We start from the raw sequence: 15,578 nt of genomic DNA on the forward strand, positions 1-15,578 counted from the left end.
TGACCAACAAGGCCCGCTGCCCCAGCCACGTGCATTGGGCCAGCGGGCCTTGTGCTGTTTGGCGCTGGGCGTGCCGGCCTTCCTTTAGGATGCGTGCTGCGCCGCCCCTGCGGCGCGCACTGATTGCGCTACGCCATGCTGACCTATCCAAACATCGACCCTGTTGCGTTTTCCATCGGGCCCCTGTCCGTGCACTGGTACGGGCTGACTTATCTGGTGGGCTTTGTGCTGTTTGTCGTGCTGGGCCGCCTGCGGCTGCGGCACCCGCCGTATGCGCAGCTGGTGCAGCAGGGCCAGTGGCAGGTGCGCGATGTGGAGGATTTGCTCTTCATCGGCGTGCTGTGCATCATCATCGGCGGCCGCTTGGGCTACGTGCTGTTCTACAAGCCGGGCTATTACCTGGCCCACCCGCTGGAGATCCCGCTGATCAACAAGGGCGGTATGGCCTTTCACGGCGCGCTGCTGGGCTCTATCGTGGCCATGGTGTGGTTTGCCGTGACGCGCCAGCGGCCGTTCTGGCAGGTGGCCGATTTCGTTGCGCCCTGCGTGCCGTTGGGCTTTGCCGCTGGGCGCATCGGCAATTTCATCAATGGCGAACTCTGGGGGCGGCTGGCCTCGCCCGATCTGCCCTGGGGCATGGTGTTTCCGCACAGCGGCAGCATGCAGCCGCGCCATCCCTCGCAGCTGTACCAGTTCCTGCTCGAAGGGGTGTTGCTGTTCGTGATTCTGTGGCTGTTCGCCCGCAAGGAGCATGCCCAGGGCCGGGTGGCGGCGCTGTTCCTGATGGGCTATGGCAGCTTGCGCTTCGTGGCCGAGTTCTTCCGCGAGCCCGATGCCTTCCTGGGCCTGCTGCCGCTGGGCATGAGCATGGGCCAATGGCTGTGCGTGCCGATGATTGCCGCCGGTGCGGGCGTGTGGATCTGGGCCGGGCGGCGTGCGCAGGCGCACTGAGGGCGCGCTCTGGCTCTGGCCGGCTTTACGCGGCCTTTACCCGCAGGACAAACGCTGCGCGGCAAGCCGGGCGATAGTGCCTGGCTGTGTCACCGTCCACTGACTGCAAGATCACCTGCCATGACCACCCCTGTTTTGATGATCGAAGACGATGCGCGCCTGGCGGCCATGGTGTCGGAGTATTTGGCCCAATCGGGCTACCGTGTCGAGCACGCGCCCGATGCCCACACCGGCCTGGCCGCCCTGCAGGGGCGCGGCACGGGGCCAGCGCCCGAGCTGGTGGTTCTGGACTTGATGTTGCCTGACATGGACGGGCTGGAGGTTTGCCGCAGGCTGCGCGCCTTGCCTGGCGCGGCCGCGCAGCTGCCCGTGCTGATGCTCACGGCCAAGGGCGACCCCATGGATCGCGTCATCGGCCTGGAGATTGGCGCCGACGATTACCTGCCCAAGCCCTTTGAGCCGCGCGAGCTGCTGGCGCGCATCCGCGCCTTGCTGCGCCGCCGCCAGGCTGGCACTGTGCAGCAGACTGTGCCTGAGACCATGCGCTTTGGCTCGTTGGAGATCGACCGCAGCGCGCGCACGGTGACGATTGCCGCGCAGCCCGTGGAGCTGACCTCCTACCAGTTCGACCTGCTGGTGACGCTGGCCGAGCGCGCCGGGCGCGTGCTCACGCGCGATCAAATCATGGAGGCCGTGCGCGGCCGCGAGCTCGAAGCCTTCGACCGTTCCATCGACGTGCACATCGGCCGCATTCGCGCCGCGATCGAGAGCGACCTGAAGAACCCGCGGCGCATTCTCACCGTGCGCGGCGTAGGCTACGTGTTCGCCAAGCAGCAGGACTGAGCTGCCGCGCATCACTGGCCGTCGCGGCCGGTGCCTCCGTTATCCAGCACAGGTTTTTGCACTATCCCATGGCGCTTCGCAACCCCTTTTCCCAGCGCATGTATCTGCGCATCTGGCTGGCCGTGGTCGGCTGCGTGGCCGTGCTCATGCTGGCCGTGGGCTGGGGTTGGCGCGTGGCTGAGGAGCGCCGCGAACAGGCGCGCGTGATCGTGCCGCGCGAAGTGGTGATCAGCCGCGTGGATCGCAGCGAGCCGCCCATCCGTGGCGTTTCGGTCTTCATCCCCAGTGACGAGCCGGGCTTCAAGCTCGGCATCACCACAGAGCAAGGGCGTGAATACATTGCCAGTTTCGCGCCGCGCAACGACCGCCCGCCGCGCCCGCCGCAAAACGGCTGGTCCTTCTGGGCGCTGCCGCCCTTTGGCTACCTGTGGCTGCTGGGCCTGGTGGGCCTGTCGGTGATCATCGGCGTGTTCCCCATCATTCGCCACCTGATGAAGCGCCTGGAGAACTTGCGCCTGGGCGTGCAGAAATTCGGCGAGGGCGACCTCAGCGTGCGCATCCCCGTCGATGGCCAGGATGAGGTGGCCGAACTGGCCGGCCAGTTCAACGCCGCCGCCGCGCGCATCCAGACCCTGGTGCGATCGCACAAGGCGCTGCTGGCCAATGCCTCGCACGAGCTGCGCTCGCCGCTGGCGCGCATCCGCATGGGCCTGGAGCTGGCCGAGCACGGCCCGCCCTCGGGTGCGGCGCGCCAGGAAATCCAGCGCAACATCGCCGAGCTGGATCAGCTCATCGACGAAATCCTGCTGGCCAGCCATCTGGATCTGGCCGAAGACTCGGCGCTGGCGCTCGAAACGGTGGATCTCATCGGCCTGGCCGCTGAGGAAAGCGCCCGCATTGGCGCGGAGATGGACATCGACACCGGCGGCGCGGCGCCAGCCATGGACATCCTGGGCGACGCCAAACTGCTGCGGCGTGCGTTGCGCAATCTGCTGGAAAACGCGCGTCGCTACAGCCAGGGAGCGATCGAGCTGGTGCTGCAGGACCAAGGCGCGCACATCGCCATCCACGTGCACGACCGCGGCCCAGGCGTGCCCGAGGCGCTGCGCGAGCGCATCTTCGAGCCCTTCTACCGCGCCCCCGGCGCCAGCGAACGCAGTGGCGGCGTGGGCCTGGGCCTGGCGCTGGTCAAAACCATTGCGCAGCGCCACGGCGGCAGCGTGCGCTGCGCACCGCGCGCAGGCGGCGGCAGCAGCTTCACGCTCACCCTGCCGCGCATGGCCCAGCCCGCCGCCCCAGCCGCAGGCGTTGGGCTGAAGTGAACCCAGGGCGATTTGCTCGGGTTCAGGCCACGGTCGCAGCCTGCTGAAGATAATGCGCGCTTCGTTTTTTCGCCGGGTGCGCATGCCATCGCTGCCTTGCGTGGCCCGCCTTCAGGAGTCTTCATCCATGTCCCACACCAACGCCTCGGCCCAGCAAGTGCGGCCGTGGCTGATCGCCTTGCAGAAAACCATCGTCGATGCCTTGCAGCACATCGAAGACCAGGCCGGCAGCGGCGTGCAGTTCGTGCGCGAGCCCTGGCAGAAATCGGCCGATGAGCCGCTGCAAGGCGATGGCATCACCTGCATCATCGAAGGCGGCCAGGTGTTCGAGCGCGCCGGCTGCGGCTTCTCGCACGTGCGCGGCGCGGCGCTGCCGCCATCTGCCACGCAAAAGCGCCCCGAGCTGGCCGGCGCCCCTTTCGAGGCGTTGGGCGTGTCGCTGGTGTTCCACCCTCGCAACCCCTATGTGCCCACGGTACACATGAATGTGCGCATGCTCTCTGCCCAGCCAGCGCAGGGCCAGGCGGTGAGCTGGTTTGGCGGTGGCATGGATCTGACGCCCTATTACGCCTATGAGGAGGACGCGCAGCACTTCCACCGTGTTTGCCAGGCCAGCCTTGCGCCCTTTGGCGCAGACAAATACCCGCGCTTCAAAACCTGGTGCGACGAGTACTTCTACCTCAAGCACCGTGGCGAGCAGCGTGGCATCGGCGGCATCTTCTACGACGATCTGTCCGAGCTGGGCTTTGAAGGCGGCTTTGCACTGATGCAGTCCGTGGGCGAGCACTTTCTGCAGGCCTACCTGCCCATCGTCGAGCGGCGCATGCACCAGCCCTGGGGCGAGCGCGAGCGCGCCTTCCAGCTCTACCGCCGCGGGCGCTATGTGGAGTTCAACCTGGTCTTCGACCGAGGCACACACTTCGGCCTGCAATCGGGCGGGCGCACCGAATCCATTTTGCTGTCCATGCCGCCACTGGCCAGCTGGGCCTATCAGCAGCGCTTCGAGCCCGGCTCGCCCGAGGCCGAGCTGACGCAGAAATTCCTCGTGCGCCGCGACTGGCTGGGGCAGGGCTGAACGCCCGCCCCGGAACAGACGCAGCAAAGGGGGCTGCGTTACACTGGCGCGCCAGGCTTTGCCCAGGGGCCCTTGACCGCATTGATTCGCACACCACACACCGCATGAAAATCCTCAGTGAGACCACCGCCAAACGCCACCTGAGCAAGCTGCAGGCCGCCATCGTCGATGGCCTGGAAGACATCAAGGCGCAGGACATCCAGGTGTTCGACACGGCGCACCTCTCGCCCCTGTTCGAGCGCGTCATCGTCGCCACCGCCACCTCCTCACGCCAGACTAAGGCGCTGGCGGCCAGCGTGCGCGACAAAGTGCGCGAAGCCGGCTTCGACAAGCCGCGCGTCGAGGGCGAGGACAACGGCGAATGGGTCATCGTCGATTGCGGCAGCATCGTTGCGCACATCATGCAGCCAGCCATCCGGCAGTACTACCGCCTGGAAGAAATCTGGGGCGACAAGCCGGTCAAAAAGGCCAAGCCCAAGACCCAGCCCGCCGCCACTGCCGCCGAGGATGCAGACGCAGCCGATGCCAAGGCCCCGGCCAAGCGCCCGACCGCCGCCAAGAAGGCCGCAGTGAAAAAAACGGCTGCAAAGACCACCGCCAAGACCGCCGCAAAAACTGCAGCAAAGACCACGGCAAAAACCACTGCGAAAAGCGCAGCCAAGGTGCCCGCCAAAACTGCGGCAAAAACCGCAGTGAAAACCCCTGCCAAGACGGCGGCCAAAACCCCCGCTGCCAAGGCTCCGGTGAAAAAGCTCACTGTCAAGACCACCAAGGCCGCAGCCAAGAAAAGCCCCGCTGCCGCAGCGAAAAAAACCGCTGCCCGCAAGGCTGGGGCATAAGCCCTGAGAACCTGCTGTTCAAAATCTCTGCACGGTGTGCACGAAGCGGATTTGGGCGGTCTGCTGAGTTACAAAGCCTCGCCATGGCTTCGGCTATGGCTGCGTTTTGCGCCTTGCTGCCCATCCCAAACCGTTTCCTGCCCACTCGCACCGAGATTTTGAACAGGCTCTGGGCGCCAGGGGCTCGGCAGCGGCGCGCCAGCCCTCCTACAATCTGGCGCCATGAACTCTGTACCCGCCTTCCCTGCGCTGCGCGCCGCCAGCGCGCCTGCCGCCCCAGCGGCCAATCCATTTGCACAGGCTGGCCTGCCCGAGCCGACCTGCACCGAAGAGCGCCTGGCGCTGGCGCAGCAATGGCTGCTGGAGCCCTACGGCTTGCAGGAGCGCCATCTGCATGAAGCGCTGGCGCACATCCGCCAGCGCCAGGTGGACGATGCCGACCTGTACTTCCAGTACACCCGCCACGAGGGCTGGAGCCTGGAGGAAGGCATCGTCAAAACCGGCTCCTTCAGCATCGACCAGGGCGTGGGCGTGCGCGCCGTCTCTGGCGAAAAAACCGCGTTTGCCTACTCCGACGATCTCTCGCCCGCAGCGCTGATGGACGCCGCCGCCACGGTGCGCGCCATCGGCGCCGGTCGCGCCAGCGGCGCCCGCGCGCGCGTGGGCGCGCGCCGCATCGCACCCAGCCGTGCGCTATACCCGGCGCTCGATCCGATCGGCACGCTGGGCAGTGAGCAAAAGGTGGCGCTGCTGGGCCAGGTCGAGCAATTGGCGCGTGCGCGCGATCCGCGCATCGTGCAAGTCATGGCCGGGCTGGCCAGCGAATGGGACGTGGTGCTCATCGCCCGCGCCGACGGTACGCTGGCGGCCGACGTGCGGCCACTGGTGCGGTTGTCGGTCACTGTCATCGCCCAGCAGGGACAGCGCCGCGAGGTCGGCACGGCTGGCGGCGGCGGTCGATTTGGCCTGGCGCATTTCGATACCGAATTGGTGCAAGAGTATGTGGACAAGGCCGTCGATGCCGCGCTGATCAACCTGCAGGCCCGCCCTGCGCCTGCAGGCGAGATGACCGTGGTGCTCGGCCCGGGCTGGCCCGGCGTGCTGCTGCACGAGGCCGTGGGCCACGGGCTGGAGGGCGACTTCAACCGCAAGGGCTCCAGCGCCTTCAGCGGCCGCATCGGCCAGCGCGTGGCGGCCAAGGGCGTGACCGTGCTGGACGACGGCACCATCGCCCAGCGCCGTGGCTCGCTCAACATCGACGACGAAGGCCATGCCACGCAGCGCAACGTGCTGATTGAGGACGGCATCCTGGTGGGCTACCTGCAAGACGCCATGAACGCGCGCCTGATGAAGACTGCGCCCACTGGCAATGGCCGGCGCGAAAGCTACGCCCACATCCCCATGCCGCGCATGACCAACACCTATATGCTCGGCGGCCCCTACGACAGCGCCGAAGTCATCGCCAGCATCGAACGCGGCCTGTACGCCACCAACTTCGGCGGCGGCCAGGTGGACATCACCTCGGGCAAATTCGTCTTCAGCGCCAGCCAGGCATGGTGGGTCGAAAAAGGCAAGCTGCTCTACCCCGTCAAGGGCGCCACCATCGTGGGCAATGGCCCTGAAGCCCTCAAGCGCGTGAGCATGATCGGCAACGACGTGTGCCTGGATAGCGGCGTGGGCGTGTGCGGCAAGGAAGGCCAGAGCGTGCCCGTGGGCGTGGGCCAGCCCACCTTCCGCATCGAAGGCCTGACCGTTGGCGGCACGGTGTAAGAGCCTGTTCAAAGGGTTGTTGAGATTGAGTGTTGCGGCGGTGTTTTCGGTCAAAACCGAGCAGCTGCGGCATTGAAAACGCTTGCGAGGTGATTTGCCTAGGTGTTTCACCTTGCATGCGATTTCGCCTTGCATTTGCGACTTTTTTCTCGAAAACCGCTTCGCAAACCCAATCTCAACAACCCCTAATCCTCTGAACAGAGCACCTAGCCAGAAAGGTCCCATGCCAAGTCACAGCCCCATGCCGCGCCTGTCCATGCTCGATCTGGTCACCGTACGCCAGGGCCAGAGCATTGCCGCTGCCATCGACACCGCCGTGCGCACGGCCCAGCACGTCGAGCGGCTGGGCTTTGTGCGCTACTGGATGGCCGAGCACCACAACATGCCCGGCATCGCCAGCTCGGCCACGGCGGTGCTGATCGGCCACGTCGCCGGTCAGACCACACGCATCCGCGTTGGGGCCGGCGGCATCATGCTGCCCAACCACGCGCCATTGGTGGTGGCCGAGGCTTTTGGCACGCTGCAGGCCATCTACCCAGGGCGCATCGACCTGGGCCTGGGCCGCGCCCCCGGCACCGACCAGCCCACCATGCGCGCCCTGCGCCGTGGCCGCGTGGAAAGCGAGGACGACTTCCCGCGTGAAGTGCAGCAGTTGCAGCAACTGCTTGACGACCCCCGCCCCGGCCAGGCGCTGGTGGCCACGCCGGGCGCCGGCAGCCATGTGCCCATCTGGTTGCTGGGCTCCAGCTTGTTTTCGGCTCAGCTGGCTGGGCAGCTGGGCCTGCCCTACGCCTTTGCCTCGCACTTCGCGCCGCGCCTGCTGCACCAGGCGCTGCAGCTGTACCGCAGTACCTTCCGTCCGTCGCCAGCACTGCAGCGGCCCTACGCCATGATCGGCGTGCCAGTGGTGGCCGCCGCCAGCGACGCCCAGGCCGAATACCTGGCCAGCAGCACCTATCAGCGCATCCTGGGCATTCTCACCAACCAGCGCGGCCTGATGCAGCCGCCCGTGCAGGGCTTCATGGCGCAGCTCGACGAGCGCGCCCGCCAGGCCATCCGCGACTTTCTGGCCATCGGCCTGATCGGCGGCCCGCAAACCGTGCAGCAGGGCCTGCAGGCCCTGGCCGCAGCCACGCAGGCCGATGAGTTCATGCTGGTGACCGACACCTTCGAGCTGGAGGCGCGCCTGCAATCGCTGGACATCACCGCTGCCGCCTGGACCGCAGCCACCGCAGCGCCTTAGGTTTCAACTCATAGTCTTTGTACAGGCCAGAATCGTCGCCATGCTCTATGGCTTAGATGCGCCATCCGATCCACGTTTGAGCATATCCAGTGCCACATCGACAATCATGTCCTCCTGTCCGCCGACCATGCCGCGGCGGCCCAGCTCGACCAGGATGTCAAAGGCGTTGAGGCCGTATTTTTTGGCGGCGGCCTCGCTGTGCAGCAGAAAGCTGGAATACACGCCGGCATATCCCAGGGCCAGAGTTTCGCGGTCCACCCGCACTGGGCGGCGTTGCAGCGGGCGCACCAGATCCTCGGCGGCATCAATGAGGCCGCGCACGTTACAGCCATGGTTCAGGCCCATGCGATCGACGGCGGCGATGAAGACCTCCAGCGGTGCATTGCCTGCGCCCGCGCCCATGCCTGTCAGGCTGGCATCGACGCGGTCACAGCCATGTTCAAGCGCCACCATGCTGTTGGCCACGCCCAGGCCGAGGTTGTGGTGGGCATGGATGCCGGTCTGGGTCTGGGACTGCAGCACATCCTTGAGGGCCTTGATGCGCTCGGCAATGTCGTACATGTTCATGGCGCCACCGGAGTCGACCACGTAAATGCACTGTGCGCCATAGCTTTCCATCAGCTTGGCCTGCTGGGCCAAGCCCTGAGGGCTGTTCATATGGCTCATCATCAGAAAGCCCACTGTATCCATGCCCATGGCGCGGGCCGACTCGATGTGCTGCCTGGAAATATCGGCCTCGGTGCAATGGGTGGCCACGCGCACGGTGCGCGCTCCAGCGTCGTAGGCGGCCTTCAGGTCATGGATGGTGCCGATGCCCGGCAGCAGCAAAGTGGCAACGCGGGCGTGCCGCACAGTCTCGGCCACGGCGGCAATCCATTGCAAGTCCGTGTGTGCGCCAAAGCCGTAGTTGAAGCTCGAGCCCTGCAGGCCATCGCCGTGCGCCACCTCGATGCTGTCCACCCCGGCGCGATCCAATGCCTGGGCAATGGCGCGGACTTGATCGAGCGAATACTGGTGACCGATGGCATGCATGCCATCGCGCAAGGTGACGTCGGAGACAAAGATTTTTTTCTTGGTGTCGAACATGGCTGGGCTCCCTTCAGACCGTGGCGGATGGCTGCTCAGGCAAGGCCTGGGCGATGCGTTCGGCAGCGGCCATGGCGGCGCTGGTCATGATGTCCAGGTTGCCGGCATAGGTCGGCAGGTAATGCCCAGCGCCCTCGACTTCGAGAAACACCGAGACCTTCAGCCCGCACAGCGGCCCCAGGCCGGGGACGTTGAGGCGTTGGGACTGGTCATACAGATCGAACTGTGGCGCCTGCTTGAGACGATAGCCCGGCACGTAGCGGGCCACCTCGGCCACCATGGCCTCGATCGATTGGGCGATGGCCTGGCGATCGGCATCGGCCTGGGTGAGGCAATACACGGTGTCGCGCATCACCAGCGGCGGCTCGGCAGGGTTGAGGATGATGATGGCCTTGCCCTTTTGTGCCCCGCCAACATCCACGATTGCGCGTGCAGTGGTCTCGGTGAACTCGTCAATGTTGGCGCGGGTGCCAGGCCCGGCGGACTTGCTGGCGATGGAGGCCACGATCTCTGCATAGGCCACGGGCGCAACGCGCGAGACGGCCTTGACCATAGGAATGGTGGCCTGGCCCCCACAGGTGACCATGTTGATGTTCGGCGCTGCGAGCTGCTCCTCCAAGTTCACCACTGGTATCACATAAGGCCCAATGGCTGCAGGGGTGAGGTCGATCACGCGCACGCCGTGTGGCTGCAGCAGGGCGTTGTTCTCGATGTGGGCTGCGGCGCTGGTGGCGTCAAAGACAATGCGGATGTCCTTGAACTCGGGCAGGGCCAACAGGCCTTGGACGCCGGCATGGGTGGTGGCAACACCCAGGCGCGCTGCGCGTTGCAGACCCTCGGATGCAGCGTCGATGCCGACCATGGCCGCCATCTGCAAATGCTTGGCGTGGCGCATGATCTTGATCATCAAGTCGGTGCCGATGTTGCCCGAGCCAATGATGGCCACGGGCGTTTTTGTGGTGTTTGAAGTCATGGGGCAGTGCATTCAGGGCAAGAAAAAGCAACAAAGGAAGCGAAATGGCCTTTTGCAGACTGCCGCAACAGGCAGACGCACCGGGCCATGCAGCAGGCTCGCGGGAGCGGCCTGCATTCAATCCTGGCCAAAAACAGCGGTGACATTGCCCAGGCCCTGGATTTGCGCCGTGAACACATCGCCAGGACGGGCCGCCACCATCGGGCCCAGCGCGCCGGTCAGCACGACATCGCCTGCACGCAAGGGAGCGCCCAGGCGCACCATGGTGTCGGCCAGCCAGACGGCGGCGTTCAGTGGATTGCCCAGGCAGGCCGAGCCTGCACCGATGGAGACCTGTTCACCGGCGCGTTCCATGACCATGCCGCACTGCACCAAATCCAATTTGCGCAAGGGCACGGGCGTGGAGCCCAGCACGAACAAATCCGAGGAGGCGTTGTCGGCCACCGTGTCGGCCAGACGGATGTCCCAGTTGGCGATGCGGCTGCCCACCACCTCGATGGCCGGCAAGGCATAGGCCACGGCGGAGATCACATCGGCATAGGTGTGCCGCTCATGGGGCAGGTCGCGCTGCAGTACCAGAGCGATTTCGGCTTCGGCCTTGGGCTGATGGGTGCGCGACCAATCGATTTCCTCATGGTCGCCGACAGCCATGTCGGCAAACAAGGCGCCGTAATCGGGGGCATCCACCCCCAGTTGCTGTTGCACGGCTGTGGAGGTCAGGCCAATCTTGCGGCCCACCAAGCGGGCGCCGCTTTGCAGGCGCCGGTGGGTCAGCTCTTGTTGCACTTGATAGGCCAGATGCAGGGTCTGGCGTGCATCGCCCAGCCGGGCGAGCTCCTCGCGCACCGGGTGCGTGCAAGTGCCGCTGATATGGGCTTGCCAGAGCCGATCGGCTATGCGCTGGATGCTGGTCATGTCTCTCCTTGTTGGAACAGGGCCGTCAATGGGCCGCTAGAAACGTCATTGCCATCAACGAACGCACGCATTTGCCGCATTCATTGGTCAGAGCAGGTCAATGTCGGCGTGCATGCTGGGCGTTCTGCTGCTGATTGGTGCAAGTGGGGCGAAAGGATATCGAGTGCAGGCAGACAAATGACCTGCCTGTATTCATAAAAAACAGGAATAAAGCAGGAAATTTGAGTTCGTTCACTGCATGAACGACATAGACGGGTGTTGTGTATTGACCCAGCAGAACCTGCACAGGTCAGGCCGCTAAAGCATAAGCCTCAGCGGGCGTCTTCATGCCCAGCGCCTGGTGAGGACGCTGGTGGTTGTAAAAGCCGATCCAATCGCCGATCACGCGGTTGGCGTGCTGCAGGGTTTCGAATCGGTGGCGGTGCACGCATTGGTCTTTGAGCGTGCGGATCACGCGCTCGATCATGCCGTTTTGCTCAGGGCTGTAAGGGGTGATGAACTCCTGCTGCAGGCCATAGCTCTTGACCAGGGCTGTGTAGCTGCGGCTGGTGAACACCAGGCCGTTGTCCGATCTCAGCAGGAACGGGTGCTTGACCTTGCCCAGGCAGCCGTAGCGGGCGATCAGCGCCTGCTCCAGCGCTGCCTCGGCGGTCTTGGATCGGCCGCTGCGGCTGAGGTGCCAGCCCAGCAGCTCGCGGCTGTAGCAGTCGATCACCAGGGCCAGCCAGGCCCAGCCATCACGGCCTGTCCACACCCGGCACAGGTCAGTCGACCAACGCTCATCAGGCGCTTTGGCCACGGATGGCAAGGCCTGGATGCGTGGCCTGAAGCCCACCGGGCGCTTGCGCACCTGCCAGCCCAAGATCTGGAAGATGCGCTGCACGGTGTTCTTGTTGAACCCGAGCAGGTGCGCTACCGTGCGGTAGCCGAACGACGGGTTCTCTTCGATCATCGCCTTGATCGGCTTGACGAACTGCTCCTGCACCTTGGGCGCGGCTTTGGTGCTGCGGTAGTACACCGTGCGTCGGGGTATCTCGAACCACTGGCACAGCTTGACCAGGCTGACCTTGAACCCGTCTTCAGCCAATCCCTACGGAAGGCTGAGGATCATTTCTCGTCCTCGTTGCCCAGCAGGGACGCCAGCTTTTTTCTGGCACGCAGCTCCAGCATGGCTTGGCCGTAGGCCTCCTGCAGCTCACGCAGTTGCTTCTCGTACTGCTCCTTGATTTCCAGCGGCTTGGTACGCAGGGCGTTCTCCATGCCCCGCTTACCTTCATCGACCCACTGCTCCACCTCGCAGGGGTTCAGATCGAAAGCCCGGCTAGCCTCCGAGACTGTCGTCTTGCCCTGGATGATGTCCAGGACCAGGGCCGTTTTACGCTTGGCCGTCCAGCGCTTGATGTCGTCTTCCATCAGGGTGCTCATCGTCGTTTCCTTCAACGTTAACACCTGTGCAGGTTTTCACTGGGTCAATACAGTTGAAGCTTTTGGAGGGTGCAGCTCGTGCAGAATTTATCTAGACGATGTCCTTGATGGAATGTGCGCTATGTGCACGTCAGATGAATTTTTTTGCTGTTTCGTGGCCTAGCTTCGCAAAATCTCCGGTATTCATTCGCCGCCATAAGCGCAGGTCAGCTGCGGCTTTGGTTTTTTTATTCGGAGAAATTGCCCATGGGTGCCAGCATCGTCCAACTCAAATGCTTGTCGCACACCCCGCTGCGGGGCTTGAATGACCCTTCGCCAAATATCGTGGCAGAGGTCAATCAGGTCATTGCCTCGGCTCGTGCTGATGTGGAGCAGTTCGACCCGGAGCTGATCGTCGTGTTCGCGCCCGATCATTACAACGGCCTGTTCTATGACTTGATGCCGCCTTTTGTCATTGCGACTCACGCCGTTTCCGTGCAAGACTATGACACTCTGCCTGGCCCGCTGGCCATTCCTGCTGATATGGCGCTGGATTTGGTGCGGCATGTGATGGACAGCGATATCGACGTTGCGCTGTCGCACCGTTTGCAGGTCGATCACGGCTGCACGCAGATTCTGGAAGAAATGACGGGCAGCCTGACGCGCTATCCAGTGATTCCCATCATCATCAACTCGGTCGCGCCGCCGTTCACGCCGTATCGTCGTGTGCGCCTGCTCGGTGAGGCCGTGGGGCGTTTCATTGCCTCGCTGGGCAAGCGCGTGCTGATCCTGGGTTCGGGGGGGCTTTCGCACGAGCCGCCTGTGCCGTTGCTCTCCGGGGCCAGCCAGGAGGTCAGTGAGTTCCTGATTGCGGGCCGCAACCCCACGCCAGAGGCGCGGGCTGCCAGGCAGGCGCGCACCGTGGCTGCCGGCAAGATTTTTGGTACCCCCGACTGCCCCCTGACGCCGCTGAACGCCGAGTGGGACAAGGCTTTCGTGGACATGCTGATTCACGGCCGCCTGCAAGAAGCCGATCACTTTGAGATTGACGCCATCTCCCGCACGGCTGGCCGATCCACCCATGAGATCCGCACCTGGGTAGCCGCTTTTGCCGCCATGGCCGTGCAAGGTGCCTATACAGGCCGGTGTGATTACTACCGCCCCATCAACGAATGGATTGCTGGCTACGGTGTGGTCAGCGCCGAGCCTGCCAGCGCCTGAGTGGCATAGGCCCGGCTATCCCAGTCGGGCCGCGCGAAATCAAACCCACAAGCCCTGATGAATAAGGAGAAATGCCATGAGCACTGCCTACACCGAAGCCGACACTAGCCGTTTTGCCCGCATCCAAGAGCAGTCGCTGGATCTACAAGTGCATTACAACGATACGGGCAGCGGCAAAGAAACGGTCGTCATGCTGCATGGTTCAGGCCCTGGCGCCAGTGGTTGGGCCAATTTCAATCGCAATGTGCAGCCTCTGGCGGATGCAGGCTATCGGGTCATCTTGCTGGACTTCCCGGGCTGGAGCAAAAGCGATCCCATTGTCTGTACCGGCTCACGCTCTGACTTGAACGCCTCGGCGCTCAAGGGCCTGCTGGATGTGCTTCAGTTGGAGAAGGTGCATGTCATCGGCAACTCCATGGGGGGGCACAGCGCCGTGGCATTCGCACTGTCCAATCCCACGCGGGTAGGCAAGCTGGTGTTGATGGGTGGAGGGACAGGGGGGCCCAGTCAATTTGTGCCCATGCCGGCCGAAGGCATCAAGTTGCTGCAACAGCTCTATCGTGAGCCGAGCATCGAAAACCTGCGTCGCATGATGCAGGTCTTCGTCTATGACACCAGCCATCTCACGGAAGAGCTGTTCCAGGCCCGCTTGGCCAATATGCTGGCGCGGCGCGAGCACTTGGACAACTTCGTCAAAAGCCTGCAGGCCAATCCGCGCCAATTCCCTGACTTTGGGCCACGGCTGGGAGAAATCCAGGCGCCTGCGCTCATCATTTGGGGGCGTGATGATCGTTTCGTGCCCATGGACATTGGCCTGCGCCTGCTTTGGGGCCTGGGCAACGCCCGGCTGCATATCTTCAGCCAATGCGGACACTGGGCGCAGTGGGAGCATGCCGACGCTTTCAACCGCTTGGTGTTGGATTTTCTTCAGCACTGAGCAAGTGCATGTTCAATGTCGTGCACGGCTTCCTGCAGCAAGGGCAGTAGGCGGGGCACGGCGTCTTCAATGCACATGGCCCGTTTGAAGAAAATGATGTTGACACACCCCAGCACCCGCGTGCCTGCGCGCACAGGCAGGGCAAGGGCGCGCACTTTTTCTTGATGCAGCCAGTCCCCGTCGTTGGCGCCAAAGCCCTGAGATCGTGTTTTTTTCAGCAATGCATCGACTAGGCGAGCATTGCGTGCCAGGCGTGCCTGCTCATCATGCCCCTGGCGCAGAAAGCGCAGGATTTCTTGCCGTTCCGTATCTGGGCAGGCGCTTAGATAGGCTCGTCCAACGGCGGTGAACAGCACAGGCATGCGCTGGTCAATTACCGCACGATGCAGCGACAGCGGGCTGGTGTGGTGTGTGGACTCGCGTACCACCATGTGCCCGCCCTCCAGCACGCAGAAGTCCGAAGGCCAGATCGCCTTTTGTTGCAAGCGCTCTAGGGCTTTGCCCGCCACTTCGCAAACCCAGTCCCCATCGGTGAAGCCATCGCTGAGCAGGCGCACTTTCCGATTCAAGCTGTAGTGCTCGTTAGATTGGTTGCGCCGCACATAGCCTTCGGATTGCAGGGTTTCCAGCATGCGCCGCACTGTGGTGCGGTGCAGCCCTGTTTCTCGGCTAATTTTTGAGATGGATGCCCGTCCGGAGGGCTCCTGATTCAGGCTTTGCAGGATAGCCAGCCCACGCCGCAAGCTCTCGACGGGCTTGTAGGCGCTGCCCTCAATGTTGGAGGCCTCCGCATTGACTTCAGGCACAGCGGGGGACAGACTGGCCGCCGAAGAAAAATCGGGCGCTGCGCGAGGATGGCGTATGGCCCTTTCCAACCCCAGGTCTTCTGGAAGGCATGGAAAGTCCTTCCATTGGGAGTTGCTCGCATTGTAAAGGTTGGCATAGGTCCTGTGACGGGCACCTTGATCGGTATGATGTTTCATGCCTGACGGCTTCTCC

15 protein-coding genes are annotated in these 15,578 nt (G+C 63.9%); 9 read left to right on the forward strand and 6 right to left on the reverse strand.

Going from position 1 to position 15,578, the window contains the following annotated elements; all coding sequences use genetic code 11:
• Positions 1-135 precede the first annotated feature (135 nt).
• From lgt to CLI93_RS06015, 7 genes are all read left to right on the forward strand, one after another.
• A complete protein-coding gene (gene lgt / locus CLI93_RS05985) occupies positions 136-951 on the forward strand; it encodes a prolipoprotein diacylglyceryl transferase (RefSeq protein ID WP_095542050.1) in 816 nt (271 codons plus the stop codon).
• Between the two features lie 120 nt (positions 952-1,071).
• A complete protein-coding gene (locus CLI93_RS05990; protein ID WP_095542051.1) occupies positions 1,072-1,794 on the forward strand; it encodes a response regulator in 723 nt (240 codons plus the stop codon).
• Between the two features lie 68 nt (positions 1,795-1,862).
• Entirely contained in the window at positions 1,863-3,116 is a 1,254-nt protein-coding gene (locus tag CLI93_RS05995; protein ID WP_095542052.1) for an ATP-binding protein, read from the forward strand.
• A gap of 127 nt (positions 3,117-3,243) precedes the next feature.
• Positions 3,244-4,191: an oxygen-dependent coproporphyrinogen oxidase gene (hemF, locus tag CLI93_RS06000; RefSeq protein ID WP_095542053.1), complete on the forward strand. Its 948-nt coding sequence runs from the start codon at positions 3,244-3,246 to the stop codon at positions 4,189-4,191.
• Positions 4,192-4,295: 104 nt separating this feature from the next.
• Positions 4,296-5,030, forward strand: coding sequence for a ribosome silencing factor (gene rsfS, locus CLI93_RS06005; protein WP_095542054.1), 735 nt, complete (start codon positions 4,296-4,298; stop codon positions 5,028-5,030).
• Between the two features lie 222 nt (positions 5,031-5,252).
• Positions 5,253-6,800, forward strand: coding sequence for a metalloprotease TldD (gene tldD / locus CLI93_RS06010; RefSeq protein WP_095542055.1), 1,548 nt, complete (start codon positions 5,253-5,255; stop codon positions 6,798-6,800).
• Between the two features lie 223 nt (positions 6,801-7,023).
• Positions 7,024-8,043: an LLM class flavin-dependent oxidoreductase gene (locus tag CLI93_RS06015; RefSeq protein ID WP_095542056.1), complete on the forward strand. Its 1,020-nt coding sequence runs from the start codon at positions 7,024-7,026 to the stop codon at positions 8,041-8,043.
• Between the two features lie 45 nt (positions 8,044-8,088).
• Here the strand turns inward: CLI93_RS06015 and dmpG are convergent, their stop codons facing one another.
• The 5 genes from dmpG to CLI93_RS06040 form a co-directional block, all read right to left on the reverse strand.
• Positions 8,089-9,129, reverse strand: a complete 1,041-nt coding sequence (dmpG, locus tag CLI93_RS06020) for a 4-hydroxy-2-oxovalerate aldolase (RefSeq protein WP_095542057.1) — start codon at positions 9,127-9,129, stop codon at positions 8,089-8,091.
• Between the two features lie 13 nt (positions 9,130-9,142).
• Entirely contained in the window at positions 9,143-10,102 is a 960-nt protein-coding gene (locus tag CLI93_RS06025) for an acetaldehyde dehydrogenase (acetylating) (protein ID WP_095542058.1), read from the reverse strand.
• 117 nt (positions 10,103-10,219) lie between these two features.
• Positions 10,220-11,017, reverse strand: coding sequence for a 2-keto-4-pentenoate hydratase (locus tag CLI93_RS06030; protein WP_095542059.1), 798 nt, complete (start codon positions 11,015-11,017; stop codon positions 10,220-10,222).
• Positions 11,018-11,306: 289 nt separating this feature from the next.
• Positions 11,307-12,104 (reverse strand): IS3 family transposase, encoded by a 798-nt coding sequence (locus tag CLI93_RS06035; RefSeq protein WP_095542060.1) that lies wholly within the window; start codon positions 12,102-12,104, stop codon positions 11,307-11,309.
• Between the two features lie 20 nt (positions 12,105-12,124).
• Complete coding sequence (locus CLI93_RS06040; RefSeq protein WP_095542061.1) at positions 12,125-12,442, reverse strand: DUF1153 domain-containing protein; 318 nt, start codon at positions 12,440-12,442, stop codon at positions 12,125-12,127.
• A gap of 246 nt (positions 12,443-12,688) precedes the next feature.
• Here CLI93_RS06040 and CLI93_RS06045 point away from each other — a divergent pair, with 246 nt between their 5' ends.
• Both CLI93_RS06045 and CLI93_RS06050 read left to right on the forward strand, forming a co-directional pair.
• A complete protein-coding gene (locus tag CLI93_RS06045; RefSeq protein ID WP_095542062.1) occupies positions 12,689-13,642 on the forward strand; it encodes a 3-carboxyethylcatechol 2,3-dioxygenase in 954 nt (317 codons plus the stop codon).
• A 76-nt stretch (positions 13,643-13,718) separates the two neighbouring features.
• Complete coding sequence (locus CLI93_RS06050; RefSeq protein WP_095542063.1) at positions 13,719-14,579, forward strand: alpha/beta fold hydrolase; 861 nt, start codon at positions 13,719-13,721, stop codon at positions 14,577-14,579.
• On the opposite strand, the gene CLI93_RS06055 is transcribed toward CLI93_RS06050, so the two are convergent.
• On the reverse strand, positions 14,570-15,562 hold the full coding sequence (locus CLI93_RS06055; RefSeq protein ID WP_095542064.1) for a DNA-binding transcriptional regulator: 993 nt from the start codon (positions 15,560-15,562) through the stop codon (positions 14,570-14,572). The genes CLI93_RS06050 and CLI93_RS06055 overlap by 10 nt on opposite strands.
• Positions 15,563-15,578: the final 16 nt, after the last annotated feature.

This window comes from Vandammella animalimorsus (genome assembly GCF_002288875.1).
GTDB classification, from domain to species: Bacteria; Pseudomonadota; Gammaproteobacteria; order Burkholderiales; family Burkholderiaceae_C; genus Lampropedia; species Lampropedia animalimorsus.

Excerpts from the sequence above, each read along its gene's own strand:
- lgt (WP_095542050.1), top strand. The coding sequence starts at position 136 with ATGCTGACCTATCCAAACATCGACCCTGTTGCGTTTTCCATCGGGCCC.
- CLI93_RS05990 (WP_095542051.1), top strand. The coding sequence starts at position 1,072 with ATGACCACCCCTGTTTTGATGATCGAAGACGATGCGCGCCTGGCGGCC.
- CLI93_RS05995 (WP_095542052.1), top strand. The coding sequence starts at position 1,863 with ATGGCGCTTCGCAACCCCTTTTCCCAGCGCATGTATCTGCGCATCTGG.
- hemF (WP_095542053.1), top strand. The coding sequence starts at position 3,244 with ATGTCCCACACCAACGCCTCGGCCCAGCAAGTGCGGCCGTGGCTGATC.
- rsfS (WP_095542054.1), top strand. The coding sequence starts at position 4,296 with ATGAAAATCCTCAGTGAGACCACCGCCAAACGCCACCTGAGCAAGCTG.
- tldD (WP_095542055.1), top strand. The coding sequence starts at position 5,253 with ATGAACTCTGTACCCGCCTTCCCTGCGCTGCGCGCCGCCAGCGCGCCT.
- CLI93_RS06015 (WP_095542056.1), top strand. The coding sequence starts at position 7,024 with ATGCCAAGTCACAGCCCCATGCCGCGCCTGTCCATGCTCGATCTGGTC.
- dmpG (WP_095542057.1), bottom strand. The coding sequence starts at position 9,129 with ATGTTCGACACCAAGAAAAAAATCTTTGTCTCCGACGTCACCTTGCGC.
- CLI93_RS06025 (WP_095542058.1), bottom strand. The coding sequence starts at position 10,102 with ATGACTTCAAACACCACAAAAACGCCCGTGGCCATCATTGGCTCGGGC.
- CLI93_RS06030 (WP_095542059.1), bottom strand. The coding sequence starts at position 11,017 with ATGACCAGCATCCAGCGCATAGCCGATCGGCTCTGGCAAGCCCATATC.
- CLI93_RS06040 (WP_095542061.1), bottom strand. The coding sequence starts at position 12,442 with ATGAGCACCCTGATGGAAGACGACATCAAGCGCTGGACGGCCAAGCGT.
- CLI93_RS06045 (WP_095542062.1), top strand. The coding sequence starts at position 12,689 with ATGGGTGCCAGCATCGTCCAACTCAAATGCTTGTCGCACACCCCGCTG.
- CLI93_RS06050 (WP_095542063.1), top strand. The coding sequence starts at position 13,719 with ATGAGCACTGCCTACACCGAAGCCGACACTAGCCGTTTTGCCCGCATC.
- CLI93_RS06055 (WP_095542064.1), bottom strand. The coding sequence starts at position 15,562 with ATGAAACATCATACCGATCAAGGTGCCCGTCACAGGACCTATGCCAAC.